Origin of the sequence: Flavobacterium sp. P21, assembly GCF_050632225.1 — a bacterium.
Classification (GTDB): domain Bacteria; phylum Bacteroidota; class Bacteroidia; order Flavobacteriales; family Flavobacteriaceae; genus Flavobacterium.
Window position 1 is genome coordinate 1283650 of record NZ_CP192585.1, and the last position, 15807, is coordinate 1299456.

Annotated in this window: 5 protein-coding genes and 1 pseudogene; all 6 read left to right on the forward strand. The window is 40.2% G+C overall.

What is annotated here, in order from left to right; translation table 11 throughout:
- Positions 1-1952 precede the first annotated feature (1952 nt).
- The 6 genes and pseudogenes from ACQ9BO_RS06205 to ruvA all read left to right on the forward strand — a co-directional run bounded on the left by ACQ9BO_RS06205 (position 1953) and on the right by ruvA (position 15789).
- Positions 1953-9032: a gliding motility-associated C-terminal domain-containing protein gene (locus ACQ9BO_RS06205; RefSeq protein ID WP_431244018.1), complete on the forward strand. Its 7080-nt coding sequence runs from the start codon at positions 1953-1955 to the stop codon at positions 9030-9032.
- A 52-nt stretch (positions 9033-9084) separates the two neighbouring features.
- Complete coding sequence (locus ACQ9BO_RS06210) at positions 9085-9999, forward strand: PorP/SprF family type IX secretion system membrane protein (RefSeq protein WP_431244019.1); 915 nt, start codon at positions 9085-9087, stop codon at positions 9997-9999.
- 12 nt (positions 10000-10011) lie between these two features.
- Positions 10012-12015 (forward strand): OmpA family protein, encoded by a 2004-nt coding sequence (locus ACQ9BO_RS06215; protein WP_431244020.1) that lies wholly within the window; start codon positions 10012-10014, stop codon positions 12013-12015.
- Positions 12016-12267: 252 nt separating this feature from the next.
- Positions 12268-12693: a CBS domain-containing protein gene (locus ACQ9BO_RS06220; protein WP_132989273.1), complete on the forward strand. Its 426-nt coding sequence runs from the start codon at positions 12268-12270 to the stop codon at positions 12691-12693.
- A gap of 158 nt (positions 12694-12851) precedes the next feature.
- Positions 12852-15135, forward strand: a pseudogene (locus tag ACQ9BO_RS06225) (NADP-dependent malic enzyme).
- A 72-nt stretch (positions 15136-15207) separates the two neighbouring features.
- Positions 15208-15789, forward strand: coding sequence for a Holliday junction branch migration protein RuvA (ruvA, locus tag ACQ9BO_RS06230; protein WP_431244021.1), 582 nt, complete (start codon positions 15208-15210; stop codon positions 15787-15789).
- Positions 15790-15807: the final 18 nt, after the last annotated feature.

Here is a 15807-nt window from a genome sequence, read left to right on the forward strand (position 1 = left end):
GAGAATCTCAAACAACGGCTGTACTGCAGACCAGGTGCTGAACCTGACTGTTACTCCAAAACCTGCAGATGTTGTAACGAATGCAACAATCTGTTCGGGAGAAACTTATACTTGGACTGCCAACAATACGGTCTACAGCACAACACAAAACGGAACAAGAATCTCAAACAACGGGTGTACTGCAGACCAGGTGCTGAACCTGACTGTCACTCCAAAACCTGCAGATGTTGTAACGAATGCAACAATCTGTTCGGGAGAAACTTATACTTGGACTGCCAACAATACGGTCTACAGCACGACCCAAAGCGGAACGAGAATCAGCAACAACGGCTGTACTGCAGACCAGGTGCTGAACCTGACTGTCACTCCTAAGCCTGCAGATGTTGTAACGAATGCAACAATCTGTTCAGGAGAGACTTATACATGGACAGCCAACAATACGGTCTACAGCACAACGCAAATCGGAACTAGAATCAGCAACAACGGCTGTACTGCAGACCAGGTGCTGAACCTGACTGTTACTCCTAAGCCTGCGGATGTGGTAACGAATGCAACAATCTGTTCAGGAGAAACTTATACATGGACAGCAAACAATACGGCTTACAGCACGACCCAAAGCGGAACGAGAATCAGCAACAACGGCTGTACTGCAGACCAGGTGCTGAACCTGACTGTCACTCCTAAGCCTGCAGATGTTGTAACGAATGCAACAATCTGTTCGGGAGAAACTTATACATGGACAGTGAACAATACGGTCTACAGCACAACACAAAACGGAACAAGAATCTCAAACAACGGGTGTACTGCAGACCAGGTGCTGAACCTGACTGTCACTCCTAAGCCTGCAGATGTGGTAACGAATGCAACAATCTGTTCAGGAGAGACTTATACATGGACAGCCAACAATACGGTCTACAGCACAACGCAAATCAGGACAAGAATCTCAAACAACGGGTGTACTGCAGACCAGGTGCTGAACCTGACTGTCACTCCAAAACCTGCAGATGTTGTAACGAATGCAACAATCTGTTCGGGAGAAACTTATACTTGGACTGCCAACAATACGGTCTACAGCACAACACAAAACGGAACGAGAATCAGCAACAACGGGTGTACTGCAGACCAGGTGCTGAACCTGACTGTCACTCCTAAGCCTGCAGATGTTGTAACGAATGCGGCGATCTGTTCAGGAGAGACTTATACATGGACAGCCAACAATACGGTCTACAGCACAACGCAAATCGGAACTAGAATCAGCAACAACGGCTGTACTGCAGACCAGGTGCTGAACCTGACTGTTACTCCTAAGCCTGCGGATGTGGTAACGAATGCAACAATCTGTTCGGGAGAAACTTATACATGGACAGTGAACAATACGGTCTACAGCACAACACAAAACGGGACAAGAATCTCAAACAACGGCTGTACTGCAGACCAGGTGCTGAACCTGACTGTCACTCCTAAGCCTGCGGATGTGGTAACGAATGCAACAATCTGTTCAGGAGAAACTTATACATGGACAGCAAACAATACGGCTTACAGCACGACCCAAAGCGGAACGAGAATCAGCAACAACGGGTGTACTGCAGACCAGGTGCTGAACCTGACTGTCACTCCTAAGCCTGCAGATGTGGTAACGAATGCAACAATCTGTTCAGGAGAGACTTATACATGGACAGTGAACAATACGGTCTACAGCACAACGCAAATCGGAACTAGAATCAGCAACAACGGCTGTACTGCAGACCAGGTGCTGAACCTGACTGTTACTCCTAAGCCTGCGGATGTGGTAACGAATGCAACAATCTGTTCAGGAGAGACTTATACATGGACAGCAAACAATACGGCTTACAGCACGACCCAAAGCGGAACGAGAATCAGCAACAACGGGTGTACTGCAGACCAGGTGCTGAACCTGACTGTCACTCCTAAGCCTGCAGATGTTGTAACGAATGCAACAATCTGTTCAGGAGAGACTTATACATGGACAGCCAACAATACGGTCTACAGCACAACGCAAATCAGGAACGAGAATCTCAAACAACGGCTGTACTGCAGACCAGGTGCTGAACCTGACTGTTACTCCTAAGCCTGCGGATGTGGTAACGAATGCAACAATCTGTTCAGGAGAAACTTATACATGGACAGCAAACAATACGGCTTACAGCACGACCCAAAGCGGAACGAGAATCAGCAACAACGGGTGTACTGCAGACCAGGTGCTGAACCTGACTGTCACTCCTAAGCCTGCAGATGTGGTAACGAATGCAACAATCTGTTCAGGAGAAACTTATACATGGACAGTGAACAATACAGTTTACAGCACAACACAAAACGGAACGAGAATCTCAAACAACGGCTGTACTGCAGACCAGGTGCTGAACCTGACTGTCACTCCTAAGCCTGCAGATGTTGTAACGAATGCAACAATCTGTTCAGGAGAGACTTATACATGGACAGTGAACAATACGGTCTACAGCACAACGCAAATCGGAACTAGAATCAGCAACAACGGCTGTACTGCAGACCAGGTGCTGAACCTGACTGTTACTCCTAAGCCTGCGGATGTGGTAACGAATGCAACAATCTGTTCGGGAGAGACTTATACATGGACAGCAAACAATACGGCTTACAGCACGACCCAAAGCGGAACGAGAATCAGCAACAACGGGTGTACTGCAGACCAGGTGCTGAACCTGACTGTCACTCCTAAGCCTGCAGATGTTGTAACGAATGCAACAATCTGTTCAGGAGAGACTTATACATGGACAGTGAACAATACAGTTTACAGCACAACACAAAACGGAACGAGAATCTCAAACAACGGCTGTACTGCAGACCAGGTGCTGAACCTGACTGTTACTCCAAAACCTGCAGATGTTGTAACGAATGCAACAATCTGTTCGGGAGAAACTTATACTTGGACTGCCAACAATACGGTCTACAGCACAACACAAAACGGGACAAGAATCTCAAACAACGGGTGTACTGCAGACCAGGTGCTGAACCTGACTGTCACTCCAAAACCTGCAGATGTTGTAACGAATGCAACAATCTGTTCAGGAGAGACTTATACATGGACAGCAAACAATACGGCTTACAGCACGACCCAAAGCGGAACGAGAATCAGCAACAACGGGTGTACTGCAGACCAGGTGCTGAACCTGACTGTCACTCCTAAGCCTGCAGATGTTGTAACGAATGCAACAATCTGTTCAGGAGAGACTTATACATGGACAGCCAACAATACGGTCTACAGCACAACGCAAATCGGAACTAGAATCAGCAACAACGGCTGTACTGCAGACCAGGTGCTGAACCTGACTGTTACTCCTAAGCCTGCGGATGTGGTAACGAATGCAACAATCTGTTCAGGAGAAACTTATACATGGACAGCAAACAATACGGCTTACAGCACGACCCAAAGCGGAACGAGAATCAGCAACAACGGGTGTACTGCAGACCAGGTGCTGAACCTGACTGTCACTCCTAAGCCTGCAGATGTGGTAACGAATGCAACAATCTGTTCGGGAGAAACTTATACTTGGACTGCCAACAATACGGTCTACAGCACGACCCAAAGCGGAACAAGAATCTCAAACAACGGGTGTACTGCAGACCAGGTGCTGAACCTGACTGTCACTCCTAAGCCTGCAAAAATAATAACCACAGCAACTATATGCTCTGGCGACACCTATACATGGTCGGCGAACTCGACAGATTATACAATAAGCGGGACTTATCCGATTCTGAATAATGGATGCACGGCTGATCAGGAGCTTCAATTGACGGTGACTACTGTTGCAAGTCCAATAGTTGGCTTAATTACACAACCAACTTGTTCATCAGCGACGGCTAGTGTTGAATTAAGCGGTTTGCCAACAGGAAATTGGACTATTAATCCAGGGAATATAACAGGAAATACTGCGACAATTACAATTACTGGTTTAATGGCAGGTAACACTCATAATTATAAGGTAACAGATAATTTAGGTTGCGAATCAGTGGCTTCTTCAGACGTTAAAATCTTAGATTATATTTGTGCTGAGAATGATACTCCATCTACAATAAATGGAGCTGTAGGAGGAACTATTTCAACTGTTTTTGTTAATGACAAAATAAATGGATCTTCATTTTTACCAACAGATATTAGTGTATCAACAGGTTCGCTTCCAACAGGAATAGTATTTAATTCTGATGGAACAATTACGGTCGCACCTAATACAAGTGCGGGAACACATTTAATTACTTATACAATTTGTATGACTGCAAATGCTAGTATTTGTGATTCTGCAACAGTAGAGATAGTAATTGAAAGACCAATAATCGACGCGGTGACCGAAACAACAACAGCCATCAACAGCAATGCAGGAGGTACGACAGCATCCCTTACAGCAAACGATACGCTGAACGGAAGCCCGGTGACGGTAGGAACTGGCGCAGGAGAAGTGAGCTTCACTTTAGTGAGCACGCTTCCATCAGGATTAACCCTGAATGCCGACAAAACCATTACGGTAGCTCCGGGCACAGCCTCAGGAAGCTACGAAGTAGAATACACAATCTGCGACAATGATCATGCACTGAACTGCGATACAGTGAAGAGCTATGTTCAGGTTGTGGGAGATGTACTGGTTGCCAATGAAGATTCGCCATCAGCAGTAACGGCATCAAACCAGCCACAGACGATCATCACAGTTACGGACAACGACACCAGAAACGGACAGCCTCTGACGGCATCTGAAGTGAAAATAACGACAACCGTTGCGGATCCTTCAGGACATCTGACGCTTGATCGAGCAACAGGAACAGTGACGCTTGGCGCGAATGCTCCAGCAGGAACTTACACGCTGACGTATTCTATCTGCGACAAGACCAATACATCAAACTGCTCGACAGCGACAGTCAGCCTGACGGTAAACGCTCCGATAGTAATACCAGTAATCGACGCGGTGACTGAAACAACAACAGCCATCAACAGCAACAATGGAGGCACGACAGCATCCCTTACGGCAAACGATACGCTGAACGGAAGCCCGCTGACGATAGGAACAGGCGCAGGAGAAGTAAGCTTCACCCTTGTAAGCACTCTTCCTTCAGGATTGACATTAAATGCCGACAAGACAATCACAGTAGCACCGGGCACAGCCTCAGGAAGCTACGAAGTGGAATACACGATCTGCGACAATGATCATGCACTGAACTGCGATACAGTGAAGAGCTATATCCAAGTTGTGGGCGATGTTTTGGTAGCCAATGCAGACAATCCTGCTTCGGTTGCACAGTCAACGACAGCTCAGACAATTATTACAGTTACAGACAACGACACTAGAAACGGACAGCCGTTGACGGCATCTGAAGTAAAAATAACGACGACCGTTGCGGATCCTTCAGGATATTTGGTTTTAGATCCAACGACTGGAACAGTGACGCTTGGCGCGAATGCTCCGGCAGGAACTTACACGCTGACGTATTCGATCTGCGACAAGACCAATGCATCGAGTCGCTCGACAGCAACAGTTAGCCTGACGGTAAACGCTCCGGTTGTGATTCCTGTGATCGACGCGGTGACCGAAACAACAACAGCCATCAACAGCAACAATGGAGGCACAACAGCATCCCTTACAGCAAACGATACGCTGAACGGAAGCCTGGTGACGATAGGAACAGGAACAGGAGAAGTGAACTTCACGCTTATCAGTACGCTTCCATCAGGATTGACATTAAATGCCGACAAGACAATCACAGTAGCACCGGGCACAGCTTCAGGAAGCTACGAAGTGGAATACACAATCTGCGACAATGATCATGCACTGAACTGCGATACAGTGAAGAGCTACGTTCAGGTTGTGGGAGATGTACTGGTTGCCAATGCAGATTCGCCATCAGCAGTAACGGCATCGAACCAGCCACAGACGATCATCACAGTTACGGACAACGACACCAGAAATGGACAGCCATTGACGGCATCCGAAGTAAAAATAACGACGACCGTTGCGGATCCTTCAGGATATTTAGTTTTAGATCCGACGACTGGAACAGTGGCTCTTGGCGCGAATGCTCCAGCAGGAACTTACACGCTGACGTATTCAATCTGCGACAAGACCAATACATCAAACTGCTCGACAGCGACAGTCAGTCTGACGGTAAACGCTCCGATAGTAATACCAGTAATCGATGCGGTGACTGAAACAACTACAGCGATCAACAGGAACAATGGAGGCACAACAGTATCCCTAACGGCAAACGATACGCTGAACGGAAGCCCAGTGACGGTAGGAACTGGCGCAGGAGAAGTGAGCTTCACTTTAGTGAGCACGCTTCCATCAGGATTAACCCTGAATGCCGACAAGACCATTACAGTAGCTCCAGGCACAGCCTCAGGAAGCTACGAAGTGGAATACACGATCTGTGACAATGATCATGCACTGAACTGCGATACAGTGAAGAGCTACGTTCAGGTTGTAGGCGATGTTTTGGTAGCCAATGCAGACAATCCTGCTTCGGTTGCACAGTCAACCACAGCTCAGACAATTATTACAGTTACAGACAACGACACCAGAAACGGACAGCCATTGACGGCATCTGAAGTAAAAATAACGACAACCGTTGCGGATCGTTCAGGACATCTGACGCTTGATCCAGCAACAGGAACAGTGACGCTTGGCGCGAATGCTCCAGCAGGAACTTACACGCTGACGTATTCAATCTGCGACAAGACCAATACATCAAACTGCTCGACAGCGACAGTCAGCTTGACTGTAAACGCTCCGATAGTAATACCAGTAATCGATGCGGTGACTGAAACAACTACAGCCATCAACAGCAATGCAGGAGGTACGACAGCATCCCTTACAGCAAACGATACGCTGAACGGAAGCCCAGTGACGGTAGGAACTGGCGCAGGAGAAGTGAGCTTCACTTTAGTGAGCGTGCTTCCATCAGGATTAACCTTGAATGCAGACAAGACCATTACGGTAGCTCCAGGCACAGCCTCAGGAAGCTACGAAGTGGAATACACGATCTGTGATAATGATCATGCACTCAACTGTGATACAGTGAAAAGTTATGTTTTAGTGACGGGAGATTTATTGGTATTGAAAGATGATTTAGCTGGCCCAATTGCAGGAGTCAACCATCCAGTGACAGTTGTAAATGTTTTAGGAAATGATACTAAAAATGGATTATCAATCGCGGCGTCTGATGTAAATCTTTCAGTAACAGTTGCAGATCCAACTGGATATTTAACATTAAATCCAGACGGAACAATAGTGTTAAAAGAAAATGCACCAGCAGGAACTTATGAACTTACTTATCAAGTATGTGAATTAAATACAACAAATTGCGCAACGGCTAATGTTAAAGTTTCAGTTGTTCTTCCAACAATGACAGTAACTACAAACAGCTATTGCTCTAATGATGTGCCATACGTGTCATACAATGTAACACCAGATAATTTTACTACAAATAATTTATTGACTGTAAAATGGATTGACAGTGACAACAATGTGGTGGCTACTCAAACTAATTTGCCTTTAAGTGGAAACATTTTGTGGCCAGGAGCAATCGTAGACAGTAACGGAATTGGAGTCGATTGGCCAGGATGGTTATTAACAAATGGACGATGGATAGAAGGTGCAGATGGATTTGAAAAAACCAGAACTGGCGTAACAATGGAGTTTTCATTAAACCCAACTGTAAATGTTGTAGTGAGTTATCCGCCTGCAACACCACAGTGTAACGCAAGACCAACATTTATAATCAAAGCGAACAATGACAGCGCAGGACCAATCGATGCTAAAAAAGGTATTAGTACTGCATTGAATATATTTAGCAATGACCGTTTGAATGGAATTGCGGTAAATCAAACAGCAGTTGTTTTAACTACCGTAATTGCAAATCCGAATTTGATTTTAAATGCAGATGGTTCTGTCGATGTTAAAACAGGAACAGCGTCAGGGACATATCAATTGACATATCAAATTTGTGAAGCTTCAAACTTATCAAATTGCAGTCAAGCAGTTGTGAATGTAACGGTGGTGAATTCAGAAGATCCAGCACCAGCACCACAGATTGTTACGAAAGATGACCTGCAAGTAAGTGTAGATGGAGTTAACGGACAGCTTGAGTTTGTAAACATTTTAGATAATGACTTATGGAATGGCTTGCCGATTGATCCAGCAAATGTGGTGATTTCTAATACGCCAAAAAGCCCATATTTTGAATTTAATGCAGACGGAACGGTAAATGTCAAACCAAATACACCTGCAGGAACTTATGCTTTAGTTTACCAAGTATGTGAAAAAGCAAATTCATCAAATTGCAGTTCATCAACATTGAATGTTTTTGTTGAAGTTCCAAATATTGCGATTATCAAAACAGCAGTATTTAATGACGAAAATGCAAATGGATTTGCAAATGCAGGCGAAACCATCAGCTATAAATTTAAAGTAACCAACACAGGTAACGTTCCATTAAAAGGAATTGCAATTACAGATCCACTGCCAGGTGTTGTTGTTTCTGGACAGGCAATTAACTTGGAAGTAGGTGAATCAAACGACAATAATTTTACGGCCAAATATAAAATTACTCAGAGTGATATTATTGCAGGCAAAGTAAGCAATCAAGCAACTGCTCTTGGAAAAAGTGCAAGAGGAGTTGAAGTCGAAGATAAATCTGATGATATGAGCAATACAGGAGATAATCCTACAGTATTGGATTTAGATGGCTGTAAGGTAAAAGTGCTGAATGCTTTTTCTCCAAATGGAGATTTGAAAAATGCAAGATTCTATATTCAAGGAATAGAATGTTATCCTGACAATACGGTTGAAATTTACAATCGCTGGGGTGTCTTGGTATTTGATATTGATCATTACAACAATGAAGATCGAGTTTTTGTTGGGTTTTCAGGAGGACGAGTTACGATAAAAGAATCAGATGGATTACCAGGAGGAACTTATTTCTATACGTTGAAATATAAAGATAATGATTCAAATCAGCACGAGCAGTCAGGTTACTTGTATTTAAATAAATAAAAAATAATAAACGGCTTGACTTTTAGCTGAGCCGTTTTTTAAAGCTTACTAAATGAAAAAATTAATTTTAATTTTCATGTTTTTTTCGGTTGTGTGTTCCGCTCAGCAAGATGCGCAGTATACGCAATATATGTATAATACAATTTCGGTGAATCCTGCTTATGCAGGTTCTAGAGGCGTTTTAAGTTTGTTTGGATTGTATCGTACACAATGGATCGGACTTGATGGCGCGCCAGAAACAAGTACCTTTTCATTAAACACTCCTTTAAGCACTAACAGTAAATTAGGATTAGGTGTTTCTTTGGTCAATGATAAAATCGGACCAACAGTTGAAAACACTTTATCTGCAGATTTGTCTTATAGTATCCCAACCTCTGAATCATTTAAACTTTCATTCGGAGTAAAAGCAACTGCGAATCTTTTTAATCTTGATGTAAGCAAATTGAGTTTCGAAAACCAAGGAGAGGAGCAATTTCAAGATTTGCAAAATAAATTTTCGCCAAATGTTGGTGCCGGAGTTTATTGGCATTCTGATCGAGCTTATTTAGGATTTTCTATACCTAATTTTATCGAAACAAATCGTTATGACGATAATACTACTGCTATTTTTAAAGACAAAATCAATTATTATTTTATTGCAGGTTATGTATTTAATCTTGACAAATTAGAATACATAAGATTCAAGCCCGCGCTATTAACAAAAATGGTTCAAGGAGCACCATTGCAGGTAGATGTCTCGGGGAATTTCATGTTTTATGATAAATTTACTGTGGGTCTTGCTTACCGCTGGAGTGCTTCAGTAAGTGCAATGGCAGGCTTTCAGGTATCAAAAGGAATGTATATTGGTTACGGATATGATCACGAAACAACCAATTTAAGAAAATACAACTCGGGATCTCATGAAATTTTCCTTCGTTACGAGTTTTTCAACAGTTATAAAAAAATGATCTCTCCAAGATTCTTCTAATTCGATACAATCATGAGAATTAAAATTTTAAGCTTTTCTGTTTTATTTGTTTGCTTTTTCTTCAATGCAAATGCACAAATGACCAACATAAGCTCCGCAGATAAAAAGTATGATGATTATGCTTACGCAGATGCCATAAAAGCATATGAAAGCCTTATAGAAAAAGGAACAAAAGATGAAAAAATAGTGCAAAGACTGGCTAATTCCTATTATTTTTTAAGTGAATTGCAGTCGGCGTTGCAGTGTTATGATGAATTGTTCCGAATGAATGAAGAACAAGAACCTGAATATTTATACCGATATGCACAATGTTTAAAAGCATCTGGAGATTATCAAAAGGCGAATGAAGTTTTAGAAAAATTCAATCTAAAAGCAGGTTCAGAAAAAAGAGCTTCTTTAATCAGAAATGAGAAAAATTATTTAGACGAAATTAAGTTTAATTCTGGACGGTATGAAATTGCCGATGCCGGAATAAATTCGCCTTATTCGGATTATGGAAGTATAATTTATGACAAAAAAATTGTTTTTACTTCAGCCCGAGATACGGGTGGAATTACGAAAACAAGTTTTAAATGGACAAACAAATCATTCTCTAAATTATATGTCTCGGATTTAATGGCAGACGGAAGTGTTGGCAATCCAAAGTTGCTTCGTAAAAATCAAAAGGCAAAATTTAATGAGTCAACGCCAATTTTCACAAAAGATGGCCGAACAATGTATTTTACCAGAAATAATTTCACAGACGGAAAAAGAGGGCAAAATGATAAGCAAGTAACACTTTTAAAACTATATAAAGCTGATTTTATTGATGGCCAATGGACAAATGAAAAAGAACTTTCATTCAATAGCGATCAGTACAGCACCGCACATCCAGCTTTGAGCATTGATGAAAAAACATTGTATTTTGCCTCAGATATGCCAGGAACTTTAGGACAATCTGATTTGTTTAAAGTTGCAATAAATCCTGACGGAACTTTTGGTCAACCTCAAAATTTAGGTCCGATAATTAATACCGAAGGAAGAGAAACTTTCCCATTTGTTTCGGCTGAAAATGAACTTTATTTTGCTTCTGATGGACGTCCGGGGCTTGGCGGACTTGATATTTTTGTTACCAAAATAAATGCAGACAACACGATCGAAGATGATGTGCAAAATGTTGGAGAGCCCGTAAACAGCAAACAAGACGATTTCGGATTTACGCTTGACGGTAAAAACAGAAACGGATATTTTTCTTCTAATAGAGATGGAGGACACGGTTTAGATGATATTTATCGTTTCACTGAAATCAAAAGATTGGTTTGCGAACAAGATTTAATGGGAACCATTACTGATTCTGAATCAAATGAAGTTTTAGCAAATGTAACTTTGGCATTATTCGACGAAAATTTAAATCCGCTTGCAACAATAACTACAGATGAAAAAGGGAATTACATTTTTCCAAAGATAAAATGTGGCAAAAAATATTCGATAAGAGCTTCAAAAAGTGATTATGGAATGAAAGATGTTTCAGCATTGCTCAAAAAAGAAAATGGCAAAACAACCTTGGATTTTTCGATGCAAAAAATATTCAAGCCTTTAGTCGCTAAAACCATTGAAATCAAAAAAACGGCGGTAAAGCCAGTAAAAATTGGCCCAATAAAAATTGGTACAGATTTGGCTAAACTTCTTCATATTCCAATGAACTTTTTTGATTTAGGAAAAGCGACGATCAAAAAAACATCTGAACCAGATTTACTAAAAGTGGTGGATGTTTTGAATCAATATCCAAATGTAAAATTAGATATTCGTTCGCATACAGACAGCCGTTCATCATCTGAAAGCAATCAAATTTTATCAGATAAAAGAGCACAATCAACAAAAGATTGGCTGATAAGCAAAGGAATTGATGAAAGCAGATTGACAGCAAAAGGATATGGTGAAACTAAATTAGTAAACAAATGTGCTGACGGAGTAAAGTGCACCGAAAAAGAACATCAACAAAACAGACGAAGTGAGTTTATAATTGTTGGTCTATAATATAAAAACAAAAAGAGCTTTTCTCAATATTATGAAAAAAGCTCTTTTTTTATGGAGATGAAAAAGCGTTAAAAAAACTTATTTTTCACAAAAAAAACGCTTTATTAATTTCATTCTTTGCGGGATAATTTTGAAAAATAAAAAATCGATGTATTTTGTTTAAAATGAATGTGTTATGTTTTTAAAAAGTTTAGATGGACAACAAATTGTGTCAAATTTTTTATAACTTTATAAATCTAAATTTTTTCAGATATGACTGTAAATCAAATATTAAACGCAAAAGGAAGAAATGTTTATTCCGTACTTTCATCTACAACAGTTTATGAAGCATTGAAAGTAATGGGAGAAAAAAACATAGGGGCAATTCTTGTAATTGATGGAACTGACCTAAAAGGAATATTATCTGAAAGGGATTATGCTCGAAAAATTGTTTTGAAGGACAAATCGTCAAAAGAGACTTTTGTTCATGAAATTATGGAAAGCAATGTTATCACAGTAAATCTTTCAAATAATATTGAAGATTGCATGGAGCTTATGAGCACAAAAAGATTCAGACATTTGCCAGTTTTAGAAGATGGAACTGTAGTGGGAATTATTTCAATCAGCGATGTTGTAAAAGCAATAATCGAGATTCAAAAAGATACCATAAATCACTTGAATTCTTATATTTCGCAATAAAAGAAAATCCAAAAATATACTTTTATAAATAGTCCTGATTTTGAAGGACTATTTTTTTTGATAGCTCAAATTGTTATTTTAACAAAAGAAAGCACTAAAAACGCCCCATTTTAAACTAAGACTTATATCTTTGTAAGCTAGAATAAAAGCTAAAAATAATGAACAAAGAGAGTAAAAGAAGAGAAGCGCCGCTGTATCACGCAGAGCCGACTCCAGGAAAAATTCAGGTAGTTCCAACAAAAAAATACGCAACCCAGAGAGACTTGTCATTGGCATATTCGCCAGGTGTTGCAGAGCCATGTTTAGAGATTGCGGCAGACGTTGAAAACGTTTATAAATATACAGCAAAAGGAAATTTAGTTGCCGTAATTTCAAACGGTACAGCTGTTTTAGGACTTGGGGATATTGGGCCTGAGGCAGGAAAACCTGTAATGGAGGGGAAAGGTTTGTTATTTAAAATATTCTCTGACATTGACGTTTTTGATATCGAAGTTGATACAAAAAATGTTGAAGAGTTTATTCAGACAGTAAAAAATATTGCTCCAACTTTTGGAGGAATTAATCTTGAGGATATTAAAGCGCCAGAATCTTTCGAAATCGAAAGAAGACTTATTGAAGAATTAGATATTCCGGTAATGCACGATGACCAGCACGGAACAGCGATCATTTCTTCTGCGGCCTTGATTAATGCACTTGAATTGGCAGGCAAAAAAGCTGAAGATGTAAAAATGGTAGTTTCAGGTGCAGGATCTGCGGCAATTGCTTGTACAGATTTATATGTTTCATTAGGTGTAAAAGTAGAAAACATCTTAATGTATAACAGTAAAGGACTTTTGACAAAAGACAATCCTTCGCTTTCAGAATTACAATTAAAATACGCGATTGATGGCCCAAAGATTGAATTGGCAGAAGCTGTAAAAGGCGCTGACGTTTTCATCGGATTATCTTCAGGAGGTATTTTGTCGCCAGAAATGTTATTGACAATGAAAGATAACCCGATTGTATTTGCAATGGCAAATCCAAATCCGGAAATCGATTATAATTTAGCTGTAGAAACTCGTAAAGATGTTATTATGGCTACAGGCCGTTCTGATTTTCCTAATCAGGTTAACAACGTGCTTGGATTCCCATATATTTTTAGAGGTGCACTTGATGTAAGAGCTAGAAAAATTAACGAAGCTATGAAAATGGTCGCGGTAAAAGCTTTAGCTATTTTGGCAAAAGAACCAGTTCCAGAACAAGTTAACGTAGCTTATGGAGCAACAAAACTTGGTTTTGGACAAGAATATATTATTCCTAAACCATTTGATCCAAGATTGATCACAGTTGTGGCTCCTGCAGTTGCAAAAGCGGCAATGGAATCTGGAGTTGCAAAAAATCCTATTACAGACTGGGTCGCTTATGAAGATAAACTTCGTGAGCGTATGGGTAACGATAATAAAATGGTGCGTTTGATTACAAACCGAGCGAAATTAGATCCTAAAAGAGTAGTTTTTGCTGAGGCAGATCAATTAAATGTATTAAAAGCGAGCACAAATTGTTTATGAAGACGGAATTGGTATTCCAGTTTTATTAGGAAGCAGAGAAACTATTTTGGAATTAAAATCAGAATTAGGTTTTGATGCAGATTTAGAAATCATTGATCCTAAAACAAACGAAGAAGAAGCAAGACGTAATCGTTTTGCAAATTCATACTGGGAATCAAGAGAGCGTAGAGGTGTTTCATTGCTTGACGCTCAAAAATTTATGCGCGAAAGAAATTATTTCGCCGCCATGATGGTAAATGAAGGCGAAGCAGACGCTGTGGTTACAGGATATTCAAGAAGTTATCCAAGTGTGGTAAAACCAATGCTTCAATTGATTGAAAAAGCTCCAGGCGCTTCACTTGTTGCAACCGCAAATATGATGCTTACAGCACGTGGACCAATGTTCTTGTCAGACACTGCGATCAATATTAATCCGTCTGCTCAAGATTTAATTAATATTGCATTGATGACGGCAAAAACAGCAAAAATGTTTGGTATTGAGCCTGTTATTGCAATGGTTTCATATTCAAACTTTGGATCATCAACACATCAAAATGCGTCAAAAGTTAGAGAGGCGGTTGCTTATCTGCATAAAAATCATCCTGAATTAATTGTAGATGGAGAGATTCAAGCAGATTTCGCGTTAAATTCTGAAATGCTTAAAGAAAAATTCCCTTTCTCTAAATTGGCAGGCAAAAAAGTTAATACTTTGGTTTTCCCTAATTTAGAGTCGGCAAACATTACTTATAAGTTGTTGAAAGAGTTAAATAAAGCCGGTTCAATTGGTCCAATTATGATGGGACTTGGCAAGCCAGTGCATATTTTCCAATTAGGAGCAAGTGTTGAAGAAATGGTAAATATGGCGGCAATTGCTGTGATAGATGCTCAAGAAAAAGAAATTAAAAAAATAAATTAGCCCAATAGACTTACAAGAATAAGATATTATTGTCTTACTTTTTGTGTATATTTGGTACTATAAATTATTTTTATGATAGCACATTTGCAAGGGAAACTGGTTGAAAAGAATCCCACAGAAGTCGTAATTGATTGTGGTGGAGTGGGATACCATGTAAATATCTCTTTACATACTTTTTCGCTAATTCCTAATGCTGATTTTATAAAATTGTATACGCATCTTCAAATCAAAGAAGATGCGCATACTTTATTTGGCTTTGTAGAAAAGTCAGAGCGCGAAATATTCAGAATGTTGTTGTCGGTTTCTGGTATAGGCGCTAATATTGCAAGGACGATGTTGTCTTCAATAGAACCTAAACAAATTATAAATGCTATTGCATCTGGAGATGTAGCAGTTATACAGTCAATTAAAGGAATTGGCGACAAAACTGCCCAGAGAGTTATACTTGATTTAAAAGAAAAAGTGTTAAAGTTGTACGATTTGGATGAAGTTTCAGTAATTCAAAACAATACAAATAGAGATGAAGCGTTATCTGCTTTGGAAGTTTTAGGATTTGTTCGTAAAGCATCTGAAAAAGTAGTGGAAAGGATTGTAAAAGAAGACCCAGAAGCTACGGCAGAAACCATCATAAAAAAAGCATTAAAAAGCTTGTAACACAACTAACATAAACCA

Bases quoted from the DNA above. Each gene is read 5' to 3' on its own strand.
- ACQ9BO_RS06205 (WP_431244018.1), top strand. From the start codon at position 1,953: ATGCAACAATCTGTTCAGGAGAGACTTATACATGGACAGCCAACAATA.
- ACQ9BO_RS06210 (WP_431244019.1), top strand. From the start codon at position 9,085: ATGAAAAAATTAATTTTAATTTTCATGTTTTTTTCGGTTGTGTGTTCC.
- ACQ9BO_RS06215 (WP_431244020.1), top strand. From the start codon at position 10,012: ATGAGAATTAAAATTTTAAGCTTTTCTGTTTTATTTGTTTGCTTTTTC.
- ACQ9BO_RS06220 (WP_132989273.1), top strand. From the start codon at position 12,268: ATGACTGTAAATCAAATATTAAACGCAAAAGGAAGAAATGTTTATTCC.
- ruvA (WP_431244021.1), top strand. From the start codon at position 15,208: ATGATAGCACATTTGCAAGGGAAACTGGTTGAAAAGAATCCCACAGAA.